18 protein-coding genes are annotated in these 23,639 nt (G+C 39.7%); 11 read left to right on the top strand and 7 right to left on the bottom strand.

Translation table 11 applies throughout. The features are described from left to right. Positions 1–109: 109 nt before the first annotated feature. The 5 genes from AC1TO6_RS13620 to AC1TO6_RS13600 form a co-directional block, all read right to left on the bottom strand. Positions 110–244, bottom strand: coding sequence for a hypothetical protein (locus tag AC1TO6_RS13620; protein ID WP_482102152.1), 135 nt, complete (start codon positions 242–244; stop codon positions 110–112). Further along, a complete protein-coding gene (locus tag AC1TO6_RS13615; protein ID WP_482102151.1) occupies positions 231–956 on the bottom strand; it encodes an amino acid ABC transporter permease in 726 nt (241 codons plus the stop codon). Before AC1TO6_RS13615 ends, AC1TO6_RS13620 begins: the two co-directional genes overlap by 14 nt. A 26-nt stretch (positions 957–982) precedes the next feature. Beyond that, positions 983–1,681 carry an amino acid ABC transporter permease gene (locus AC1TO6_RS13610; protein WP_482102150.1) on the bottom strand — a complete coding sequence of 233 codons (699 nt, stop codon included), beginning with the start codon at positions 1,679–1,681 and terminating at the stop codon, positions 983–985. 120 nt (positions 1,682–1,801) lie between these two features. Beyond that, positions 1,802–2,647: a transporter substrate-binding domain-containing protein gene (locus tag AC1TO6_RS13605; RefSeq protein WP_482102149.1), complete on the bottom strand. Its 846-nt coding sequence runs from the start codon at positions 2,645–2,647 to the stop codon at positions 1,802–1,804. Positions 2,648–2,663: 16 nt separating this feature from the next. Continuing rightward, positions 2,664–3,416, bottom strand: a complete 753-nt coding sequence (locus tag AC1TO6_RS13600; RefSeq protein WP_482102148.1) for an amino acid ABC transporter ATP-binding protein — start codon at positions 3,414–3,416, stop codon at positions 2,664–2,666. A gap of 200 nt (positions 3,417–3,616) precedes the next feature. Between AC1TO6_RS13600 and AC1TO6_RS13595 the strand changes: the two genes are divergently transcribed. Next, positions 3,617–4,780, top strand: a complete 1,164-nt coding sequence (locus AC1TO6_RS13595) for an acyl-CoA dehydrogenase family protein (protein ID WP_482102147.1) — start codon at positions 3,617–3,619, stop codon at positions 4,778–4,780. A 67-nt stretch (positions 4,781–4,847) separates the two neighbouring features. On the opposite strand, the gene AC1TO6_RS13590 is transcribed toward AC1TO6_RS13595, so the two are convergent. Then, on the bottom strand, positions 4,848–5,063 hold the full coding sequence (locus AC1TO6_RS13590; protein WP_482102146.1) for a hypothetical protein: 216 nt from the start codon (positions 5,061–5,063) through the stop codon (positions 4,848–4,850). A 273-nt stretch (positions 5,064–5,336) separates the two neighbouring features. On the opposite strand from AC1TO6_RS13590, the gene AC1TO6_RS13585 reads away from it, so the two are divergent. From AC1TO6_RS13585 to AC1TO6_RS13575, 3 genes are all read left to right on the top strand, one after another. Next, complete coding sequence (locus AC1TO6_RS13585; RefSeq protein WP_482102145.1) at positions 5,337–6,911, top strand: sensor domain-containing diguanylate cyclase; 1,575 nt, start codon at positions 5,337–5,339, stop codon at positions 6,909–6,911. Positions 6,912–6,976: 65 nt separating this feature from the next. Beyond that, positions 6,977–7,423: a GatB/YqeY domain-containing protein gene (locus tag AC1TO6_RS13580; RefSeq protein ID WP_482102144.1), complete on the top strand. Its 447-nt coding sequence runs from the start codon at positions 6,977–6,979 to the stop codon at positions 7,421–7,423. Positions 7,424–7,765: 342 nt separating this feature from the next. Beyond that, on the top strand, positions 7,766–8,848 hold the full coding sequence (locus tag AC1TO6_RS13575) for an NAD/NADP octopine/nopaline dehydrogenase family protein (protein WP_482102143.1): 1,083 nt from the start codon (positions 7,766–7,768) through the stop codon (positions 8,846–8,848). 106 nt (positions 8,849–8,954) lie between these two features. On the opposite strand, the gene AC1TO6_RS13570 is transcribed toward AC1TO6_RS13575, so the two are convergent. After that, positions 8,955–9,365: a GlcG/HbpS family heme-binding protein gene (locus tag AC1TO6_RS13570; protein WP_482102142.1), complete on the bottom strand. Its 411-nt coding sequence runs from the start codon at positions 9,363–9,365 to the stop codon at positions 8,955–8,957. 278 nt (positions 9,366–9,643) lie between these two features. On the opposite strand from AC1TO6_RS13570, the gene AC1TO6_RS13565 reads away from it, so the two are divergent. From AC1TO6_RS13565 to AC1TO6_RS13535, 7 genes are all read left to right on the top strand, one after another. Further along, positions 9,644–10,513 (top strand): alpha/beta hydrolase family protein, encoded by an 870-nt coding sequence (locus AC1TO6_RS13565; protein ID WP_482102141.1) that lies wholly within the window; start codon positions 9,644–9,646, stop codon positions 10,511–10,513. Between the two features lie 549 nt (positions 10,514–11,062). After that, positions 11,063–11,671, top strand: a complete 609-nt coding sequence (locus AC1TO6_RS13560; protein ID WP_482102140.1) for a competence protein ComK — start codon at positions 11,063–11,065, stop codon at positions 11,669–11,671. A gap of 851 nt (positions 11,672–12,522) precedes the next feature. Then, positions 12,523–13,209 carry a GDSL-type esterase/lipase family protein gene (locus AC1TO6_RS13555; protein ID WP_482102139.1) on the top strand — a complete coding sequence of 229 codons (687 nt, stop codon included), beginning with the start codon at positions 12,523–12,525 and terminating at the stop codon, positions 13,207–13,209. Between the two features lie 178 nt (positions 13,210–13,387). Next, positions 13,388–14,038, top strand: a complete 651-nt coding sequence (locus AC1TO6_RS13550) for a hypothetical protein (RefSeq protein WP_482102138.1) — start codon at positions 13,388–13,390, stop codon at positions 14,036–14,038. Between the two features lie 639 nt (positions 14,039–14,677). Continuing rightward, positions 14,678–15,973 carry a lamin tail domain-containing protein gene (locus tag AC1TO6_RS13545; RefSeq protein ID WP_482102137.1) on the top strand — a complete coding sequence of 432 codons (1,296 nt, stop codon included), beginning with the start codon at positions 14,678–14,680 and terminating at the stop codon, positions 15,971–15,973. Continuing rightward, positions 15,912–19,211 (top strand): endonuclease, encoded by a 3,300-nt coding sequence (locus AC1TO6_RS13540; protein WP_482102198.1) that lies wholly within the window; start codon positions 15,912–15,914, stop codon positions 19,209–19,211. The genes AC1TO6_RS13545 and AC1TO6_RS13540 overlap by 62 nt, the downstream gene beginning before the upstream one ends. Positions 19,212–20,055: 844 nt before the next feature. Next, positions 20,056–23,088 (top strand): efflux RND transporter permease subunit, encoded by a 3,033-nt coding sequence (locus AC1TO6_RS13535; protein ID WP_482102136.1) that lies wholly within the window; start codon positions 20,056–20,058, stop codon positions 23,086–23,088. Positions 23,089–23,639: the final 551 nt, after the last annotated feature.

Here is a 23,639-nt window from a genome sequence, read left to right as displayed (position 1 = left end):
AAGTCTCCAACAAAGAGTAAAGTCTCCAATCAAACCATCAAAGCGTCCAATTAAATCTAGAAAGTTTCCAACGAACCCCGACGAGTGTCCAACCAACTCGGAAAAGCATTCAAAAAACAGGAAAGTCTCCAACCAAACTATCAAAGTGTCCAACAAACCCCAGCAAGTGTCCAACAAAAAAAGCCCCATCTCTCAAAACATGAGAAATGGGGCTTTCATAAACTTCTATATCAAACTGTTGCATTCAGACCCATTCTTGCTTCAGAACGGCTCATTCTCTTCTCGAGTTTAAACAAGATAAATTCACAGATGAGGCAAAGGATCCAATAGATAATGGATGCGACTAAATACATTTCGATGAAACGGTATCCATCGTTCGCAATAATTTTGGAAATGGCTAACACTTCTACAACCTTTACGGCGAATGCTAAAGAGGTTGCTTTAATGAGCCCGATAAATACGTTTCCTAGATTAGGCAATGCGATTAATAACGCTTGTGGCAAAATGATTCGTGTTAAACCTTGTCTCGTTGTCATCCCAACTGAATAGGCGGCTTCCATTTGTCCTGCATTTGTGGCATTAATGGACGAACGGAAGATTTCTGCCTGATAAGCGGCTGTGTTTATTGTATAAGCAACAAGCGCGTATAGCAGTGGAGGAATTTCATCAGCATCTATTTGTAAACCCAGGCGTGGGTTCAAGTAATCGATGAGTACGGGCACACCGTAGAAAAAGACATATAGCTGAACAATCAAGGGCGTTCCTCGAATGAACGAGATATACAAAATGGATAACTGATTTAATACAGGTATTTTATATATTCTGCAAAGAGCAATGAGTAAACCAAAAATGAGCCCGAAAAGCATCGCGACAATGGCTATCGTTATTGTCCAAGGTACTCCTTTTAACACTGCGGGTACTTGCTCTAACGCAAATTTAAAATCTACAATAGCCATAATTTATCACTATCCTCAACAAGTTATTACTTAGATAGACCAACATGCCCTTTCTTGAAGACTTTTTCAGCATAGCCGACAAGACTTTCAATAATTATGCAAGTTGCCCAGTAAACAAGCGAAATCACAACGTAAATCTGAAACATACCGATGCCGTGATTATTGCCTAAAATGATTCGAACTTGCCCCATAATATCAATGATGCCAATCGTAAAGGCGAGAGATGTGTCTTTCAATAATTCGATAATGTTGTTACCTAAGTTAGGCAATGAAATCAGAAAGGCTTGCGGCAGTATAATTCTTCGTAACGCTTGTGAATAGCTCATTCCGACACTATATGCTGCTTCGAATTGGTCCTTTCCAACGGCTAAATAGGCTGAACGGATAACCTCTGACATAAATGCACCTGTATGGAACGAGAAGGCCATAATGGCAAAGAACAGCCGATCCCAATGATTAATATCTACGTTAATGACCAGTAGTAATTGGGGGAGTCCAAAATAGACTAGAAACAGTTGTACCAACAAAGGTGTACTTCTTGTGAATGATAAATATATGGTTGCAATTCCATAGAGAAACCGGTATTTCTGAATTCGTATAATCGCAATACCTAAACCTATGAGTAACGCGAAGAATAAGGATATTACTGTCATCAGTAGTGTTAGCGGGAGTTTATCTAGTACTCTAACGAATATGTCAATCCAATCTTGCAAACTCGAGCTCATCTTTCACACCACCTAATCAATTACGCCACCTATAGAGGTGGGAGTCTATTGCTGAATAAAGAAAAATATGTGCTAAATTACACCGCATGAACGCATTTCAATTCAATGCGGTGCTCAGTATTAGTTGTAGCTGAACCCTTTTTCATTGATGTAGTCGAGGTCTTGGAAGAAGTCAGTTGCAAACCACTTTTCGGATAGTTTCGATAGTGTTCCATCTTCCGTCAATTCGATTGTAATTGCTTCGATTTCATCGGCTAATTCAGTGTTTTCTTTATTATAAACAACAAAGAGAGGTTCTTTCGAAACAATTCCAGCTACTTTTAAATCCAAGTTAAGTGTTTCTTGAACAGCATCAAATGTCGATTTGTTAAGAAAAATCGCATCTGCTTTTCCTTCGTCAACGCGCTTTAAGTTATCTGCATTTGATGGGTGTTCCATGCTTTCAATCGTTAAAGGATTGTCAGGATTACTTGTGTTGTACCCATTTAATATTGAACGGAGCCCGCCCCCAGCTGACATAGGCGTGAACTTTTTACCAACCATGTCATCTAATGTTTTTATATCATCTCTGTCTGTTTTCGTAATAAGTGACGTTAGAGAGTAGCCATATTCCGTTTTTGGATAATGAAACTTCTCTTCTCTATCTGGATTTTTGAAAAACCAGTTAATTGCCATGTCAACTTTACCTGTATCAAGGCCCACTAGATTCGATTCTTCTTCACCGAAGATGTATTCGAATTTGTAGTCTGGCAATCTTTTTTCAACTTCTGCTAAATAATCCATGTCGTAGCCAATCGGATTGTTTTCATCGTCTGTATATAGGAAGGGAGGATTGACTTCATCGCTTAATGCGACTTTAATGACCTTTTTTCCGTCTTCCGTTGTTGTACTTCTTTCATTTGAACAACCTGCGAGAATAGCAAGGAAAATCGTTACTCCTAATAGTACTAGCCATTTACGTTTCATGAGTATGCCTTCTTTCTTAAATTTCATATTCTGGTTCCGGTGTAAGTCTTTTCAAAAATTGTTTTGTGCGATCGTGTTTTGGATGGACCAATACATCTTTCGGTGTACCTTGTTCAACTACAAGCCCGTCCGCCATGAAAATAACTTCTGTAGCCACATCTCGGGCAAAGTCAATTTCATGTGTTACAATTATCATCGTAATTCCTTCATCCGCAATTTTCTTTATAATAGAAAGAACTTCTCCAACCATTTCGGGATCGAGTGCAGATGTTGGTTCGTCGAATAATAATACAGAAGGCTTCAATGCCAGTGCGCGAGCAATTCCTACGCGCTGTTGCTGTCCGCCTGAAAGTTGCGTTGGGTAGTCATTTGCTTTATCTTCAAGACCCACTTTTTGAAGAAGTTCCATGCTAATCTGACGTGCCTCATCTACGTTGATTTTCTTCGCAACGAGAAGGCCTTCCATAATGTTTTCAATCACAGTTTTATTTTTAAATAAATTATAATGTTGAAAAACCATAGCCGTTTTTCTTCTTAACGTTAGGATGTTTTTTTTCGTTGCACTTTTTTCATCTATGGAAAAATCATCGATTGAAATGCTACCTTCATCTGGTTTTTCTAAGTAATTTATGCAACGAAGGAGGGTTGTTTTACCAGATCCACTTGGCCCGACAATCACCAAGACATCTCCTTTGTTCACAGTTACATCAATGCCATGAAGCACCGGATTCTTATTGAAACTCTTTTTAATATTTTTTAATGTTATCAATTTCCCACCCCTCCTTACATGTAATGAATGCATCATAACAGTACATACAATAGCATAAGTATTCCTAGTTGTAAAGTAGACATTGTGCAGATATACTAGTTATGTTGAAAAAAGAATCCCAATGAATCCGCTGTTTCTTGTAAGGCGCAGACGTACTACTTACGTTATAGATTTAACAAACCAATAAGGAAGTGTCCTATATGTCGAAGAAGGTATTTGTTGAAAATGCATTTCAAAAGGAATGGCTAGAAAAACTCATGAATCATGAGGAAGCTTTTAAGAGCAATTCGAAAGAAAACGATGAACAGACTCGATTTCCGAAAGGAAATATAAAAGCACTTGTTGACCTAGGTTATACGAAACTAACGTTACCGAAAGAATATGGCGGCGAGGGTATCAGCGTGCGTGACATGGTATTATTCCAAGAAACGATTGCTAGTTTTGACGGAGCTACAGGGTTAGCAATTGGGTGGCACCAAGGTGTTGTCGGAGAATTATATGAAAATAAATTATGGAGTGAAGATCTATTAACTTCATTTGCACAAGAGATTTTGGACGGGGCGTTAGTGAATCGCGCAGTGAGTGAAGCACAAACGGGAAGCCCAACGCGTGGTGGACGTCCTGGAACGAATGCCGTGAAACGAGATGGCAAATGGGTGATTACGGGTCAAAAAAACTTTACGACGATGTCACCTGTGTTAACACATTTTCTAGTGTCTGCATGGATTGAAGAGAAAGAGGGCATCGGTTTCTTCTTAGTTGAACGAGATTCAAAAGGCTTGTCCATCAAAGAAACGTGGGACGTTGTGGCGATGAGGGGAACAGAAAGCCATGACTTAGTGCTAGACAACGTTGAAGTTTCGGAAGAGAAATTTGTCGAATTCAACCAAGGTCCTAGGGGCAATACGTTGAACCCATGGATTCTGCACATTCCCGCTTGTTACCTCGGCATTGCACAAGCAGCTCGTGACTATGCAGTGAAATTTGCAGTCGAATACTCCCCGAATAGTTTACAAGGGTCAATTAGTCAATTGCCGAATGTCCAAAGTTTAATAGGCCAAATGGACTTAGAACTGATGAAAGCGAGACACTTCCTTTACAGTGTGGCGGATGCTGTAGATAATGACGCGCGTCGCGAACAACTAACGAATGAACTGGCAGCTGCCAAACATATCGTGACAAATTCAGCGATTACAATCGTTGATAAAGCGATGCGTTTAGTCGGAGCGAAAAGTCTTCAAATGTCCAACCCATTGCAAAGGTATTATCGTGATGTACGAGCGGGTCTACATAATCCACCAATGGACGATATGACAATATCTAAATTAGCTCAAACGGCAATCAAAGAAGCAGAGTCGAAATAAGATTTCGAGTACCTATAAAAAGACAGCAGCTTATTTCATACAGGCTGCTGTCTTTTATTATGGAATTTTAGTGTTTGGAGCTTTTTAAAAGGTGTGCGAGGCCTTTTAAAATAATTGCAAGCGCAAACAAGACAACCACTACGATAACGACAATAACCCCAATGAGCACTAAAGTAATTGGTCCAACGAGCAATACCGGAACGATGAGAATCAGTCCGAGAATCGCATAAGCTGCTAAAATACAAGCGAGAAATAGTGATATATCACTTTTAAAACTTGGCATAGTAAACACCCCCTTGAAGTTACTATATGTACAACTCTTCGCAGGAGTGTTAGGGCGATTATGCCTGTGTAAACAGCACGTTTGTTGTTTTTTGTATTGTGCGCATATCTAGTTCTACATCCTCATTTACATCATGCGTTTTCTGTTATTAAAGATATATAGTAAATGAATTAAATGGTATAGTAGTAATGAAAAATAGCATTATAGTTTACTTGTGAATCACAACGTCATTCACTCAACCTATATAAGCTAAAAGGAGAGCAACATATTGCGATGAAAGTTTCACTGAAATCCTTAATCCTCCTCGTGGCCTTACTGTCAGTTGGACTTACACTTTTTAGTAGTATTACATCAGGGTATCTAGTCAATCAGCAGACACTGGTTGAAAATACATTGGAAACAAACCGAGTGTACACCCAGAAACTTGCGAGCACCACTGATAATTTTTTTAAAACGACGCTTCAAGAATTGGCCTATAGTGCAAAAGATGTCTCGGGTTACTTGAAGCAAAGCGATTCTGAGTTACTCTTGTTTAATGAAGCAAAGCGTTTATTTGAGCGGAATAATACGTTTAATTCGGTCGTTATCGCGTCTGCATCGGGTAAGGTTATTGCAAATTCACCCCAGAGCATACAGATAAAAGGAAGGCAATTGGACACGGTTGGTGCACAGCAGGCATTGACAGAAAGAAAGCCACTTATCTCAAAGCCTTATCTGTCAATAACGAAACGTCTAATTGTTTTTATATCACAACCCATTTTTGATGACGAAGGAAATTACCTTGGTTTTATCGGTGGATCTATTTATTTACTCGAGAAAAATATTTTGAATGATCTACTGGGAGAACACTTTTATAAGGACGGTTCCTATGTCTATGTAGTGGATGAAGATGGACGAATTCTCTATCACCCTGTCAATGAAAGAATCGGGAATACTGTTCCAGGAAATCCAGTCATAGAGGATATTATGAGTGGAAATAGCGGTGCCCAAAGACTTGTAAACTCGAATGGGATTGATATGCTTGCGGGTTACGCGTATACGCCTACGACGAAATGGGGAATTGTTTCGCAACGGCCTGCGGAAGCTGCATTGTTATCGTCTAAAGACTTGAGAAATCAAATGATCCTTAAAACGCTGCCGTTTCTCTTGCTGTCGCTCCTAATTCTTATATTCATCTCCGGTCGAATTGCGGGTCCCTTACAACGACTAGCGCACTACGCAGAATCGAGCACAGAAAATAAAAGCCATACGGAAATGAAAAACGTGCATGCCTGGTATTACGAAGCGATTCAATTAGAGAATGCACTGGTTAAGAGTTTTTCATTTTTTGAAGATAAAGTGAACTACTTCAGTCACCGATCAACAACGGATCCGTTGACAGGGTTGGTAAATCGAAGGACGATGGACGAGCATACGGAGAAATGGATGGAAGAGGGAACGCCGTATTCAATTATCTTGTTTGACATTGACCGGTTTAAACAGGTCAATGATACATTTGGCCATGCAGTGGGAGATGAAGTCCTAAAATTTGTAGCGGATGAAATGAGAGCCGTTTCGCAAGTGCATTCTATTTGTTGCAGGTATGGTGGTGAAGAATTCATTTTACTGATGCCTGATACGACTATGTTGGAAGCTTTTGACGTCGCTGAACGATTGCGGAAAAAGCTAGAAACAACGGCTAGTCCGAGTGGCGAAGTAGTCACGATTTCATCAGGCATTGCAAGTTTCCCAGAATGCGGAAATCACATTAAAGAATTAATCGAAATCGCCGATAAATGTTTGTATGAAGCAAAAAGTACCGGTAGAAATAAAAGCATCATGGCAATGCACCACACAGATAAAATGTAAATCGTTCGTTTCTTAAAAGGAACCAACCTAGGCTATACTATTAATAAGGAAAGGGAGTTATTTAAATGACACTTAAGCAAAAACTGAAGGATTCGATGAAAGAAGCCATGAAAGCTAAGAATAAAGAAGAACTAACAAGCATTCGTTTGGTATTAAGCACGATTCAAAAAAAGGAAATCGATAAAAACGACGGCAATGAGCTTGCAGACGAAGAAGTGATGCAAATCATCCAAACAGAAATCAAGCAAACCCAAGAGTCCCTAATGTACGCGAAGCAATCCGACAAAAGCGAAATGATCACCAATCTTGAAAACCGCATACAAATGCTCACATCATATCTACCCGAGCAACTCAGCGAAGAGGAAGTCAAATCAATCGTAAAAAACATCATCGAAACAAATGGTTTCTCCGGCAAGCAAGACATGGGCAAAGTAATGGGCCTCGCCATGTCAGAACTAAAAGGCAAAACAGAAGGCGCTTTGATTAGTAAAGTAGTTAAAGAGTTGCTTTGATATAGATAAGCAGCTGAATCACAGGAAAAGTGGAAAGTTACCGGATAAATATTCCGTAACTTTCCGCTTTTTTTATTCAGGGGGGGATTTGGTGTATCTTACATACATCGTTGGTGGAGTTTCCGATGATCACATTGCGGTGTTTGTATAATCGAGTAACTTACACACGTCAGTATATGAACACCCTTAACGTCAACACAAGGTGTTAAGGGTGTTCATGTTTTCAGAATTAATGAAAAATGGTAAAAACAATGGTATAGTAGATAACTAGGGAGGAAACTTCTGGAAAAAGTAACGTTTAAAGAGTTGCATAGAATTTATCAAATTACTGGGGGGATTTTTATGAAAATCACAGTTGTAGGAGCAGGACATGGTGGAACAACAATCGCTGCTGATTTGAAACGTAAGGGTCATCTAGTCACTTTGTTAAAGACTTCAAAGAGTTTGCATAACGACAATTTTGATTACCTAACGAATCATAAAGGTCAAATCACTATTGTGGATGGGAAGGAAGAAAATACAGTCCATCTAGATGTAGTGACGACAGATGTTGAAGTGGCAATCAAAAATGCTGAAATGATTATTATTTATGTTCAAACGAATTACCATGAACAAGTTATTAAGCGTATAATACCTTTCATGAATGAAGACCAAATCGTGTTGCTGGAGCCGGGTTATTTATCAACAGCATATTTCTTGAAACATGAAAAGAAAAAGCGATTTACAATTGTTGAAGCACAAAGTTCACCAATTGACTGTAGAATTATTGAACCTGGTAAAGTAAAGATTTTGTTTAAAAATGTTAGAAATCCAATTGCAATTTATACGGAAAAAGACAAAATAGTTATTCAAGAAAAGTTAGATACGCTACACTATCATTTTATTTACCTCGATTCAGTCATCGAAGCTGCTCTCCACAACCCCAATTTAATTGTCCATACGATCGGAGGAATTATGAGTATTCCTCGAATTGAATATACGGAAGGCGACTATTGGATGTACAAAGAAGTGTTCACACCCCACGTCTGGAATATGGTAGATAGCCTTGATAATGAAAAAATGGATGTGCTGGAGAAGGTAGGGGCGGAACGATTGCCTTACGTGGAAGCCTGCAAATTCCGTAATTTTGAAAATCGAACAATCGATGCGAAAGAAGCATTTTTAACATATGCTAAAAACAGTTCACCAGAAGGCCCATTTGTAGCGGATTCAAGATTTATTACGGAAGACGTTCCTGAAGGTCTCGTATTGTTGGAATCTTTGGGGCAGATGTTAGACGTCAAAACGCCTACGTGCACAGGTTTGATCAACATCGCGTCTGCTGCTCTTGCGACGGATTTTAGGGAGAATGCGAGGACTGTCGAATTACTAGGTAAAGAAAACTTAGAGAAGATAATCGGCACGCTTGCTGTGTCAATAGGTTGAAAAAGAACCTATGTATTTAAATTGATTTGCATGTTCAATACAAAAGCCTTCCACAGAATCAATGGATTCTGTGGAAGGCTTTTGTCTATCTATATACAAAACCGTTTTACAATTTCTCGAATGCCTGAACTGCTGCTTCAGCAACTTTGACATCATTCGCCACAGCACTGCCGCTTGCACCTACTGCGCCTACAACTTTTCCGTCTTTCATCAATGGGAAACCGCCGCCAAAAATGACCAAACGGCCGTTATTTGTAGTGTTCAAACCGTAGAGTTCAGCTGCAGGGACAGTTGCCTGTTCCAAATTGCTCGTTGGCATTTTTAATGCGACGGATGTCCACGCTTTGTTTTGTGAGATGTCGATGCTGGCAATCCATGCGTCGTCCATGCGATGAACGGCTATCAAGTTACCGCCCTCATCCACTACAGAAATGACCATAGCCACTCCTAAATTGGTTGCTTCTTGCTCTGCCGCTTCAATTAGTTTTTTCGCTGTTTCCAATGTTAATTTTCCCATGTAAACTGAACCTCTTTCAATCGATTTGTAGTTAATGGACCCATTTGCTGTCACCTAGATGACCCACTCAGTCTAATATAGTTAAGCGGAATTTTCAGAAATCTGAGCGCTGTACCTTTCAGAAATATTCCTCAAATATAAAATTCTTAAATTGTCTAATTTGCTTGTAGCCTTCTCCTTTACGATCTACATTGACTTCTGAATGTTCCATATGTATAATACCAAGTAAACAGGTATACTTAATGTGATTTATAAAATAGAGGAAGTAGGTTGATTCTATGAATAAAACAATTTCAATTTATGCGAATAAATTACAACTTTCCGGAGTGCTTCATCTCCCAGAGAATGTTCATCATAGAAAAGTTCCACTTATTGTTTTACTACACGGATTTGTTGGGAGCAAAGTGGGCGAACATCGTTTATTTGTAAAAGCGGCCAGGTATTTCACGGCTAGGGGGTATGGTGTATTTCGTTTTGACTTTAGCGGTTGTGGGGAAAGTGACGGCGATTATGGAGATGTCACGGTCACGAAGCAGTTGAGCGAGGTCCAAGCTGTACTCCGTTATGTGTCGACTATTAAAGAAGTAGATGCAAACAATATTATTATGATTGGCCACAGCCTTGGGGGTGCTGTGGCTTCGATAATCGCTTCTCTAGACCGTCGCATACGCAGGCTTATTTTATGGTCGCCAGTGGGTAGACCGTATGAAGATATTTCGCAAATTTTGGGTGAACGTGCAATTAAAACTGCAGACACAAATGGGGGAGTTGACTATCATGGTTTTTACGTGAGTCAGGCATTTTTAACTGATTTGAAAAATCATCATCCTCTTGAATCCGTTCGTTCTTTTAAAGAGGCGGCATTGGTCATTCATGCAAAAAGTGACGAGGACATTCCGAAAGAACATACTGCCCGTTATTTCGCTTCATTGCAACAACGACCTATCCAAAAACCAATAAACACACATTATATCGAAGGTGCGGATCATACCTTTTCAAGCTACACTTACGAAAATGAATTATTTCAGACTTCTTTTGACTGGCTTGAAGAGCTCAAGGAGCATCCTCGGAGAATAAACACGATGGTGAAATTACATGCTTCTCACGAAAAGGAAGCACTAGCACCTGTATTGGCAAAACAACAGTAGGTTGATCAACACAATTGTGTAATACCTAATCAATGCTAGTCAAATTTAGCTTACAATAAACGGGAAAATTGGAGAGACACAGGAGCCTATCCTGGTGTCTCTCCAATTTTTTACCCTTTTAAGATAAAGTCATTTACAAATGTGTGTTACTGGATGCGACAAGTTATGTGTTTATTTAAACTTTTCAAAATAAAAGAAGGTATATTGATTTATTTGTCGAAACTGCACTGTATGGTCTGAATGTTCATGATATGATATAACTAGTTTTATTGGTAATTGATCCATTTAAGTTAGAAAAAGTACTATAGGTAATAAATAGTACTAGTCGAAATTACACACGGTTAAATGGAAGCGATTACATCTCGTGCTATTTTATTTGTTGAAAAAGTAGAGTTAAATGAGAATTATGGATTGCGTAGCTAATTCGTAGAGGGGGTGAGAAAAGTTAGGAAGAAAAGCATAAGGAGTATAAAGGGGAATTATTCCATTCTGTAACTAGTATACTCTTTTTAAATAAATATATACTATATTTGATACGGGGGAAGAGAAATGGGGAAACTTACTGACTATGTGATGGATTATAATACGATTTTATTTTTACCAAAGACAAATGAGTTTGGCGAACTATATACATTCGTTTTAAATGATACGTCATCATTTGACATAGAGGCTGGGCCGACTGAACTTATCGATTTTAACTTAAGGTACTACGGGTCTAGTCTAAAAGGTGCACGAGAAGGCGCGAATATGATTTTAGGGGATGGCAGAATGTATCCCGTTATTATAAACGAAAAACTCGACCTCTATTGGTTTCCAAGCAAATCACCAGCAAAAGAAGACTGCATCTGGTTTGCGCTGCATCATATTAAGAAAACCATTAAGCTGTCAAATGTACGCACAAAGGTAATCATGGGTAATGGTACTATTATCATTGTCGAGATGAGTAAAGCATCGTTTGATAAAAAAATACAGAAAGCTTACAATCTAAAGGGATTGATTGAGTCCAGAACGAAGACCACATTAAAGACGACAGAGAAGAGTGCACCGACGAACGCCAACGAAACCAAAGGGATTTACATCATTTCAAAGGTAGAGAAAGGAAAAAACTTTGAAATAATTTCAATACAAGCGCAATACGATTATGGAAAAGATGACTAGTTTGTTGTTCTATTGTTCGACATGCTTCTCGCAAGCTCGACCATATTCAAGAGAATTATAATTCAGAGTGTGGATTTGTAGAACGCTTGGCACTTTGGGGATGCCTTTCGCCCTGAGCCTGGATTGGCGCTTCGCATCCAGGCTCAGGGCTTCGGCTACCCCTTTGCCGTGCCTGCGCTGGGGTGTACAATATCGATAGAGATTTAATTCAGAGTGTACATTTTAGATCGCTTTGCGCTTTGGGGATGCCTTTCGCCCTGAGCCTGGATTAACGCTACGCATCCAGTCTCTGGGCTTCGGCTACCCCTTGTCGCGCTTGCGCTAGGGTGCACATTATTGAGAGTGAGTTGTAATTCGGTGTTTGGATTATTGACCGCTTTGCGCTTTGGGGATGCCTTTCGCCCTGAGCCTGGATTAACGCTACGCAACCAGTCTCTGGGCTTAGGCTACCCCTTTGCCGCGCCGGCGCTGGAGTGTACATTATTGATAGTAATTCTGAGATGTATGCACTGAGATTATAATGTGATTACTATTTGATTCTAATTTCATTGAAGAACGACGCACTATAGATTGTAAGCCTAATCCCGAATAACGAAATGAGCTTTCTTATATAGACTATCCAGCGAAGGCGCGACTTGGTGGTAGCCGGAGCGATAAGACTGAAAGTGAACTTCTTTCCGGCTTATCGCGGGAGGCATCCACAAAGCGTCGAAGCGGTATTAGCGGGATTTCTGATTCTATCCGTTTTTAACCTGTACTATCCAGCGAAGGCGCGACTTCGTGGTAGTCGGAGCGGGCTCAATGGGATTCTTTATTTCAACATATTTACTAGGAAAAAAGGGGTACACGATTTGAAAAAGAATAAATGGTTACTATTATCATTAGCGTTAAATATTGGAATCCTTGCTGTATTGCTAGTTGTTGCCAACAAAGACCCACAAGCGACCGGCAATGGACATACCACGGCCAAGACAAAGTACAGTGAACGGGTTTCCCTATTCGAACAAGTAGAAACCCAAAATGTAGATGCTGTTTTTGTAGGGGACAGCATAACTGAAAGAAGCCTATGGAACGAACTCTTTCCCGGGAAATTGATTGTTAATCGGGGAATTGAAAGAGATACGACGAAGAGTTTACTCAAGAGGCTAGACGGTATCATTGATTTGAAGCCAAAACAAATTTTCTTACTGATTGGTGTTAATGATCTGATTTATGATAAGAAAACAAAAGGCACGATTGAGAATTACGAACAAATTATTTTGAAATTACAGGAACAAGCTCCCGACGCTAAGCTATTCATACAAAGTATTTTACCCGTTAAAGAAGGTACACGTGATTTGGAAAACAAAATGATTAATGCATTAAATGAACAAATTCAAGCGTTGGCAGCTACTCATCAAGTTGCTTACATAGACATCCACCATAAACTTGAAAATGAAAGCGGCGTGCTGGATCCTACATACACTGAAGATGGACTCCATTTAAATGGTAAAGCCTACATGGTTTGGGCAGATGAAATCAGAGGCTATATCGAATGACTTTACGTTCTATGGACAGCCTAAAAGGCCACCATTTAAAGACAGTACTAAGAATTCTCTAGGGGATCCAATGAAAACCAGCCAAGATTCATCAAAGGCTGGTTTTTTGTGTATTGACAGACCTCCCGTTAATCAGTGCGTGTTATGATGTAAGTATAGATTTAAGGGAGGAAACGCTGTGGATAAGAAAGAACAACAGTTATTTGCGCATTATTATTCAAAGTTTGCTGAAAGACGTTTTGATGAGAAGGACTTTTATGCTTTTATGATGCTCGTAAATGATGAAGCACAAGGTATAGATAGCATTAAAAAACTTAGTGATTTTATGGCAGAACGAGAAAAGAGTATGGGGTACGTAAGTGAGTATCTCGAAGAGTGCAAGCATATTATTAATAACGTGGGCAATGGCATCAAAACCAAGAAGATTGAAGATGTCTTTTCATTTAAAGAAATTAGAAACGGCTTTAATACGTTGTTTCAACAAAATGGCTATGACAAGTTATCAAATGAAATCATTAATGATTTCATTCTATGCACGATATCATTATTACAGGATATTAAATTAGTTTCAGGTTCATTGAATAAACAGATAGGGCATCTCAGTTTTGCCGTATCCAGTAAGGATATATTTTTGATGGGCAATACAAAAATGTTAAGCAAGGGCAGCTATGTACCTGTGACTTTTCAGGTTTTGTCCGCAAAGAATAGTTACGAAGCCATAACACCCCAAGACAAAAACGATACCCCGTATCTTTTCAATGAAGAGCTCATCGAGGTTGTCAATATTGACGGAGAAATGATTATTACGTTTCCCGAAATCGTTACGTGAGTGCAATGTGAAATCAGACAGTTATATGCTGTCTGATTTTTTTTATGTGAAATACCAATCCGAGCTGAAGCGAGTAGGGTAAAGGTGGCGTGGTTTCTTATCGGTTCGCTTTGGACAAAGTTAAAGTATATCAAAACAAGCGCTTAGATTAGTGACTTCGTCGCTCCCTTTTAATGACCAAAGTAAAAGTGCGCTTACCTTTTATAATAAAAGAATAGAATCTTCTCTATCAATTTTCAAAGCGCCCGAAAATACAATTTCGGGCGCTACTCCCATTTCTATGGTTTCCTTATTGCAGAGAAAAAACCAATACGAGAGACATCCACAAAGCGCCGAAACGTCTATTATGGAATCAGTCACTAATAACTGGATTTTTTCATCTCACATAACTAGTAAAATGTGCATGGTTATTAGTGGATATATATATTAGTCAAAATAAATAATTTTTATACACATCAAAAGATTTACATGGAATTTACAAAACATTACAAAAGGTCACTAGGTGATCCTCCACATGCGGTGATATGCTGAATATGGAGATAAATTATTCAAATAATTGACTTGAAAGGGAGCGATTTTGCGCTTTTTGCAAGGATTTCGAATAAATGCTAGTTTTCAATCAGAAAGGGGAATTATTACATGCATATAGGAAAATGGAAAAAGCCTTTGAACACCTTTTTATCGATTGGTTTAGTAGCGAGTTTGCTAGTACCTGCATACCCGGCGACGGTAAAAGCAGCTGTTGCTTCAGATTTACTGATATCTGAATACGTGGAGGGAAGCAGCTTTAATAAAGCAGTGGAACTTTACAACGGGACGGGGACTGCGCTTGATTTAAGCAATTATACGTTGGAACTCTATTCAAATGGAGCGACGGAAGCTACTTCCAAAATCGCTTTAACGGGAACAGTGAGTAATGAAGAAACGTATGTTTTATATCATAAAGATGCCAGTGATGCGATTAAGAGTAAGGGCCAGTTGGAAAACTCAAGTGTCATTAACTTTAATGGTGATGACGCGCTTGTTTTGAAAAAATCTGGCGATGTGATTGACTCATTAGGACAAGTTGGGGCTACAAGTAAATGGGGAACCGATGTGACATTGGTCCGGGGTGCCGGGATAACAACAGGCGATACGAGTCCGAATGACGCTTTCGATCGTAGCGCTGAGTGGATTGTTTATCCTAAAGACACATTCAATTATTTAGGATTCCATGACTTCGAAGGCGGAACACCGGTAGATCCTGAGGATCCTGAAGACACTGAAGACCCTGCAACTCTCATTTCAATCGCAGAAGCGCGATCAATGAATAAGGGAGAGACAGTAACTATTAAAGGAATCGTAGCGGCGAATTTGAAAAATACGATTTCCGTCCAAGATGCTACGGGTGGTATTGCCGTGCGTCCAACTAGTTTGAATGCCGTGGTTGGTGATGAAGTTACTTTAACTGGGACACTTGCCGATTACCGCGGTTTGCTTCAATTAGACAGCGCGACAATCGCAGTGAAAACTGCAAATGTAGGCGCACCGGTTGCTAAAACAATTACAGGTGCCAACGTTGCGGAAGAAAACGAATCGCAACTCGTACTGACAGAAAACATTGAAATCATTGATGTTCAAACTGGCGCAGGTTGGGCCAATTATATTGCGACAGATGGTACAACGGAATTTATCGTTCGCGATGAAAACAATGGATTGGACCTAGCTGTTGGTACGCAGTATGAATCTATTTCAGGCATCGTGCAGCAATTCGATGCTAATTACCAACTCATTCCACGCTCTAAAGAAGACATCATCGTAGATAGCTCAATTGTCCAACCTGTTAATGCGAATCCTGCAAGCGGTACATTCGTAGGGGGGGACTACGGTTACACTGTCAACAAGCACAAAACAAGCAGCCATTTATTATACGGTAGACGGAACAAATCCACTTGAATTTGGTGTGAAGTATGAAGCACCTATCAACATTACAGAAAATACAACCATTAAAGCAATAGTAAAAACGGAAGAGGGTCAAGTTAGTGAAACGAATACGTTCGCCTATACAATTACCGACAGTCTTCAAATTCATGATATCCAAGGGGAAAGCCACACTTCTCCATTCGACAATCAGACAGTTGAAGGTATTGAAGGCATTGTCACTTATTCATTTACACTAAGTGGTTCGACATACTACCATATCCAAACGCCCGATGCGGCAGCAGATGACAATGCAAAGACATCGGAAGGAATCATTCTTTACAGTGGACGGAATGCTTGGCCGATTCAGGTTGGGGATTTAGTAACTGTCTCCGGTAAAGTCAGTGAATATGCAATTGACGGATTTGCGGATCGACAAGTGACTGACATGAAAGCAACGCAAATCAATGTCCGTGATGATCAAGGCGGAAAAGTAACAGTCTTAAAAAGAGGTGTTCAATTACCAGCACCTATTCTTATAGATGAAGAAAGTATGCCAAGTGAACAGATTGATAGCGACGGTTTGTCCGTATTCAATCCTGACGTTGACGCAATTGACTATTGGGAGAGCTTGGAAGGAATGCGCGTCCAAGTCGGCAATGTCAAAGCTGTATCTCCGCAAGAACATGGTGATTTAATCACGGTACTTGAACAGGCACCGACGAATACACTGCACGGTGGTCTACTGTTAGAAAAAGACAATCAAAACGCAAACCGTGTCCAGTTCCGATTAGAGCCGAATGGTGCGGCCCGTGATTTTGAAGTGGCTACTGGCGATACATTTAAAGGTCCGATTACAGGTGTAGTTGGCTACTCATTCCAAAATTATAAAATCTATGTGGCTTTGGATGAAATGCATGCGGCACATACAAAAGGCAATGCAACACCTGAAAAAACGAAGCTTGTCAAAGTAGACGATAAGTTAGCGATTGCATCGTATAACTTGGAAAACTTCTCGAACAACACAAAATCGTCATCTGCAGACAAAGCGCGAAAATTAGCAAGAGCGTTTGCGGAAGATATGCAGAGTCCCGATATTATTGGTGTGACGGAAGTCCAGGATAATAACGGAGAAGATGCCGGGGATTCAAAAGCAAATGAAAGTTATGAAAGATTGATTGCTGAAATCGTGGAGGCGGGCGGCGTGAACTATAAATACGTCAACATCGATCCGGTTTCGAATCAAGACGGTGGAGCACCGAATGCGAATATTCGTGTTGGATTCCTCTACAATCCGGAACGTGTATCGTTGACGGAAGGCAGTCCAGTAGGAGACGCATCTACTTCGGTAGCTTACGAGAGTGGAAAGTTAACACTCAATCCAGGACGCATTGACCCGCAGAACGCGGCATTCGCTAGCAGCCGTAAGCCACTGGCTGCACAATTTGACTTCCAAGGTGAAAGCGTAATTGTAATCGCGAATCATTGGAATTCAAAATCAGGTGATACGCCACTATTTGGTTCAACACAGCCTCCTATCTATGGCAGTGAAGTACAACGTAAACAAATTGCGAAGATTGTCTATGATTTCATTGAAGATGTAAAAACGGATAATCCGAATGCGAACGTCGTTTCTCTAGGCGATTTTAACGACTTCCAATTCTCGGATAGCTTAAAGATTCATGAAGGAAATCTTATGACAAATATGATTAACAAAGTGGAAACGGCTGATCGCTACACATACCTCTACCAAGGTAATTCGCAAGTGCTCGATCATATTTTAGTTTCAAATCACTTAGTCGATCAAACCGAAATTGATATTCTTCATATCAATGCAGACTTTACAGATATGGCAGGCCGTGCAAGCGACCATGACCCAGTCCTCGTCCAAATCGGATTCGAAGAGCCGGTTGTTTGGGAACCGATTAAAGTGAAAAAAGTGTATGACTTAGTGAACTTTAAAAAGAAAAAGTTGAACATTGCAGAACCTAGTGTTGCGGTGAAAATGGATGCGAAATCTTATCTTGACGAAGGAATCCTATTCAAAGGAGATTACTTGGAAGTTAGCGGAGAAGGCTTTAGGACAAATAAATTAATCCTTCAACCGAAGAAAAAAGGCGCAATTGTCGATTTGAAAGGCACTGTTATGAGGGATGTCGTCATAGATGGTCCACATAATCTTCAAATTAGAGGCGCTGAAAATGTGAAGAATATCGAATTCATCAATGGTGCAAACCCAGATGCAGTCGAGTTTTACAATTCAAATGGGAAAAGAATCGGTGACCCAACGAAAGTGGAGAACAAAGCACCTATCGTCACCAAAGTAATTTCGAATAAAACAGTGACAGAAGGAGAGAGTGTCTCAGTTGTACTTACTGAGCACTTCTCGGATCCTGATGGAGATGAACTGACGTTTTCATCAACAAAAGGCGATGTAAATACAGGAATATTATCACTTTCACTTGAAAAAGGTAGCCATATTGTGGGTGTCACAGCAAGTGACGGCGAAAAAACGGTTACGACAAGTTTCAGTGTGACAGTAACAGCCGTAGCAATTCCTGCTGATGGCTACTATAAGGACGCCATTGGAAAAGAAGGGCAGGCATTGAAAACGGCACTTCATGACATTATTTCGGTGCAAAAGCAGCTAGACTACTCTGAAGTGTGGGCGGCACTGCGGGAGACGGACAAAGATCCGAACAATCCGAACAACGTGATTTTGTTCTATTCCGGAGACTCACGCTCTAAAGATCGCAATGGCGGAAACGTTGGAGATTGGAACCGCGAGCATGTGTGGGCAAAATCCCACGGCAATTTTGGTACAAGCAGAGGACCGGGTACCGATATCCATCATTTGCGTCCCACAGATGTCCAAGTGAATAGTTTACGCAGTAACTTGGATTTTGATAACGGCGGAAGTAGTGTGAAAGGATGTAGCGGATGTTACAAAACAGCGAATTCTTGGGAGCCGCCCGATGCAGTAAAGGGTGATGTCGCTCGAATCCTGTTTTACATGGCTACTCGCTATGAGCAAGGAGACCGTGTCGATCTTGAGTTAAATGAAAAGCTTAACAACGGAAGCAATCCGTATCACGGAAAACTTTCTGTTCTTTTGGAATGGCATGAATCAGATCCAATCGATGAATTTGAGCGAAACCGCAACGAAGTTATCGAGCAATGGCAGGGGAACCGTAATCCATTCATTGACCATCCGGAATGGGTAGAGCTCATTTGGCCACAGGTTGGTGCAGAAGATGTACGAATTGCATCGTGACTTATAGTGCCTAATTGAAGATAAAAAGTAGCCAGATGACAGCTCACTGAAAAAGTCCACTTGTAAAGACTGGGATATAAATAGCCCAGGACACATGCCTCGGCTGCCACAGAAATGCGCCTGCGCTGGTTGTTCTTTGGTAATAGTCGGGATATATCCTGAATAATGTCTATTAAATCAAAAGTACCATTTACACTGAATGAAGGAAGAACTGGACTACTGCCTGGATCGACTAAGTCAGAGCAGATAAGAAGTGGGCAAAAGCTATAAATAGTGCAATAAAAGGGCAACTTCCGTCAATTTGGTGGAAGTTGCCCTTTTCTCAAAGAATAAGAAAGTACATAAATTTAATATACTGTGCGTGCAGTGTAAATTTTATTTTGCAGAATTACAAATAATATCCATACTTTATTTGTAAGCATGATAAAAAGACAGGTGAGCACCTGCAAGCAAGTAATCATAAGTAGTTAAGAGAAACATCTTCGACTTCCCCGGTAATCAGGATGAAACAGATAAAAAAACAAGGTGGGGAAGCCAAAAGGCGACCATTTCCTATTGGAATCCAACAGGTTCCCCAGCAGTCCGGATCAACTGGAGATTCTATCGGAAAGAGCTCTTATTACTAATATACGAGGTATCTGGTTCTGAAACAATTCGAAATTCAATGAGAACCTACTACCCATTAACGCTAAGCCTTAGGTCTTAGGATAAGATAATACTAAGGAGCAATGTGGAATATATTTCTATTTTATACAATTAAGATGCAACTAAAACTATGGAAGGTAGCATATGTTGATGAGTCGGAATTTTTTAAATTATTATATTTATTAGGAGGAGAATTTCTATGTCGACATTTACCAAATGGGCTTTTGGTAACAAGGCCGCTGTCGCTGTATTTACCATGTTAATATTAGTGATAGGGGTTGTCAGTTATTTCAGACTACCTATGGAGTTTTTACCATCTGCCGATAATCCGCAAGTCACTATTATTTCCATGGGTCAGGGAACTGACTCCAAAACAATGGAATCTGAAGTAACCATTCCGATTGAAAGAGCAATTACAGGGTTAAATGGAAAAACATCCGTCTATTCTACAACTGGAGATGGGTTTTCAAAAGTGGATCTGTTCTTCGAGGCAGGAACTGATATGAAACAAGCCAAACAGGATGTACAAGAAGCGATAAGCAATGTAGCTTTGCCTATCTATTTATCCAAGCCAACAATCTCACAGCTAAATACTTCTATGATTCCGATTGCTAACATTGCCGTCAGCTTTAATGAAGGTTTGACTACTGAAAATATGGAGTTTGCACGCGAAAAACTTACATCTCTCTATCAAGAAATCAAAGGGGTCTCCAAAGTAGATGTATATGGGATTACAGATTCCATCATTTCCGTCAAAATTGATGATGGTAAATTAGCTGAAAATCAGATTTCTCTTCAAGCGATTATGAGTATTCTTAATGGTCAAAATACCGCTGTAGCTGTCGGTGAAAAAATTATTGATGGAAAAACAAGCAATATTAAAGTAATCGGCGATTTAACAAGCATTGATAAATTGAAAAATTTAACTGTAGCAACTAATTTAACACTCGGGGATATCGCCACGATTAAAGAAACAAAAGACTTGAATTTCATTAGCCGTTTTAATGGAAAGGATAGCTTAGATATTAGCATCACAAAGGATAGTCAATCCAATGCGGTGACTATTAGCAAAGAAATCGAAAAAGTGACAAAGGAAATCAATGAAAATTATAATCAGCAGGAATCAGTTATTTACATTTCCTCTGCTGATTTAGTTGAAAACTCCGTTCATACGATGATAAAAGAAGTTCTCCTTGGTGCACTATTTGCAACGATTGTTATTATGATTTTCCTACGAAATATCCGTACTACTTTTATTACAATTGTATCAATTCCATTATCACTTTGCTTCACCCTATTTCTACTGTCATGGTCTGGTGTAACATTGAATATATTAACGCTTGGCGGTGTAGCTGTCGCAGTTGGGCGTTTAGTAGATGACAGTATTGTCGTAATCGAAAATATTTTCCGTAAAATGCAAACAGAACAATTCTCAGTCCAATTGATTATTGATGCAACTAAGCAAGTTGGAGTCGCTATTACTGCTTCAACCTTAACAACAGTAGCCGTTTTCTTACCGATGAGCTTGTTAAATGGTGGCCTTCAAGAATTCCTTTTACCATTCGCTTTAACGGTTACCTATTCTTTGCTCGCATCTCTGCTCGTCGCTTTGACGGTTGTTCCGTTAATGAGTGCGGGATTATTGAAGAATACAAAGTTGCCTGAACCTAAACGAGCTGTTCGTTTTCCGAAAATAGTTACATGGTCCCTGAATCATAAATGGATTGTCTTCTCCATTTCCATTTTCCTATTCATCGGATCCATTGGTACTTACTTTGCTATCCCAAAAGGTGCAGTTGATAGCTCCTCTGCAGACTATGTTTTGACAACGCTAAGTTACCCGAATGATACACCACTTGAAAAAGTTAAGGAAAAAACAATGGAACTGGAGTCATCTATTCAAAAAATGGATGAAGTAAAACATGTGTTTTCACAGGTAGGTTCTCCAGCTGAAGCGGCACAATATGGCTGGGTTGGATCACCGACTGAAGCAACCTTCAGTATTTTATTAGAAGATAAAAAAGATACAGAACATATCGTAATTGAAATGGAAAAGAAAAAAGATCAATATCCTGATGCCCTCTTAGAAGTAACTACTGCTTCCTTTATGATGGGAGGAGCAAGTACGAATATTACCATTGATGTAGTAGGCGGAAATTTGGCGAATCTTGAAAAAGTGGCAACAACTATAAAAGAAAAAGTACAGAACCTGGAAGGCGTAGAGGAAGTTACGACCAATCAAGATGAAAAGAAAACCGTGCACTCCCTCGTTGTTGATCCAACAAAAGGAAACACAGAACAAATCGCACAACAGTTAGGTGTGATGTTAAATAAGACACCAATAGGAACGATTAGTTTAGACGATAAACAAAAAGTTGTATTTCTAGAACCTCTCCTGGATACGAAAACACCTGAAGACATAGAAAATATACCAGTCATGACTGATACAGGTCTAGTACCAGTATCATCTATTGCTAAGTTACAAAGTGAAGAGCGTTCAACTAACCAGTTCCATAAAGATGGGGATGCCTACCTCCGAGTAACAGCCTCGGTTGATCCTGCAAAACTATCTGAAGTCTCGAGCGGAATAAATGCAGAAATTTTCGGTGATAAAAATGACAAGGAAGGCATGGAGCTTCCAGAGAATGTCGAGGTTCTGGTAGGCGGATCAAGTAGCCAACAAGCAGATGATTTTACAGATTTATTTCTCATTATGCTTGTTTCCATCGGGATTGTATTTTTAATAATGGTTATCACATTTAAGTCAATCAAAGCGCCAATCGCTATTCTTTGCTCTCTACCACTGGCTGCAATAGGCGCCATTTTAGGAGTTCTTATCAGTGGAATACCAGTTGATATCACGGCACTTCTAGGAGCATTAATGCTAATTGGTATCGTCGTAACAAATGCGATTGTACTTTTAGACCGAGTAAAACAAAATGAACAAAAAATGATTATTCGTGATGCGCTTGTTGAAGCAACCGCGACAAGGATGAGACCGATTTTCATGACTGCGATTGCAACTATCTGTGCGATGCTTCCACTTCTAGTGAAACAAGCAGAAACAGGAAGTTTAGTATCACAAAGTCTCGCGATTGTTGTTATCGGTGGGTTAGCCATGGCGACCCTGCTAACTCTGATTGTTGTCCCTTGTATATATGAATTGCTTTATTTTAGAAAGTCTAAGAAACAGCGAATTGGTCAGGCTGCTGAACAAGATACTTCCATATAATAAAAAACAGACCTTAGCTTAAACGCTATTGGTCTGTTATTTATTGTTTGTTCTTGCTTCTTATTAAATTTTAAGTACCTATTCAGTAAATACAACTCAATTCTATAATAATACAAAGTAGATTAATACCTACGCGGTTTTTCTTGTTTTTAATATAATTACTTGGAAATATGAATTGTTTGTCTTTGTGTCTGACGCAGGTACCTCTCAATTAACGGTAACTTGATGACCGAAAAGAGCGCAAAGATAAGTGGCGAAGTCACTTATCTTTGCGCTTATTTTGTCTTTAATTGTGTAGGGTTGGCTTAGTACAAAGCGAACTTATAATGGTCAATAATAGATTGCGGCACTACTGGGTAATCCCCAGTCGGATTTGGCGTAGTATTGTTTTTCAGCTTCCGTCGAAGGTGCCCCTATCGCGGGACAGAGAAGTGCCGCGTCTCTGTGACTAGTAGTATATGCAAAATTACCGACAACTATACAGATTGTTTCAAATAAATCAAAGAGGTGAATTGTGTCACACAATTGATATCTTCCACACACATACCTGC

This window comes from Sporosarcina sp. Y352 (assembly GCF_056786535.1).
Note: the sequence above shows the minus strand (reverse complement) of the source record. Positions and strands in the feature narration are given on the sequence as shown.

Excerpts from the sequence above, each read along its gene's own strand:
- AC1TO6_RS13620 (WP_482102152.1), bottom strand. The coding sequence starts at position 244 with ATGCAACAGTTTGATATAGAAGTTTATGAAAGCCCCATTTCTCATGTT.
- AC1TO6_RS13615 (WP_482102151.1), bottom strand. The coding sequence starts at position 956 with ATGGCTATTGTAGATTTTAAATTTGCGTTAGAGCAAGTACCCGCAGTG.
- AC1TO6_RS13610 (WP_482102150.1), bottom strand. The coding sequence starts at position 1,681 with ATGAGCTCGAGTTTGCAAGATTGGATTGACATATTCGTTAGAGTACTA.
- AC1TO6_RS13605 (WP_482102149.1), bottom strand. The coding sequence starts at position 2,647 with ATGAAACGTAAATGGCTAGTACTATTAGGAGTAACGATTTTCCTTGCT.
- AC1TO6_RS13595 (WP_482102147.1), top strand. The coding sequence starts at position 3,617 with ATGTCGAAGAAGGTATTTGTTGAAAATGCATTTCAAAAGGAATGGCTA.
- AC1TO6_RS13590 (WP_482102146.1), bottom strand. The coding sequence starts at position 5,063 with ATGCCAAGTTTTAAAAGTGATATATCACTATTTCTCGCTTGTATTTTA.
- AC1TO6_RS13585 (WP_482102145.1), top strand. The coding sequence starts at position 5,337 with ATGAAAGTTTCACTGAAATCCTTAATCCTCCTCGTGGCCTTACTGTCA.
- AC1TO6_RS13580 (WP_482102144.1), top strand. The coding sequence starts at position 6,977 with ATGACACTTAAGCAAAAACTGAAGGATTCGATGAAAGAAGCCATGAAA.
- AC1TO6_RS13575 (WP_482102143.1), top strand. The coding sequence starts at position 7,766 with ATGAAAATCACAGTTGTAGGAGCAGGACATGGTGGAACAACAATCGCT.
- AC1TO6_RS13570 (WP_482102142.1), bottom strand. The coding sequence starts at position 9,365 with ATGGGAAAATTAACATTGGAAACAGCGAAAAAACTAATTGAAGCGGCA.
- AC1TO6_RS13565 (WP_482102141.1), top strand. The coding sequence starts at position 9,644 with ATGAATAAAACAATTTCAATTTATGCGAATAAATTACAACTTTCCGGA.
- AC1TO6_RS13560 (WP_482102140.1), top strand. The coding sequence starts at position 11,063 with ATGGGGAAACTTACTGACTATGTGATGGATTATAATACGATTTTATTT.
- AC1TO6_RS13545 (WP_482102137.1), top strand. The coding sequence starts at position 14,678 with ATGCATATAGGAAAATGGAAAAAGCCTTTGAACACCTTTTTATCGATT.
- AC1TO6_RS13535 (WP_482102136.1), top strand. The coding sequence starts at position 20,056 with ATGTCGACATTTACCAAATGGGCTTTTGGTAACAAGGCCGCTGTCGCT.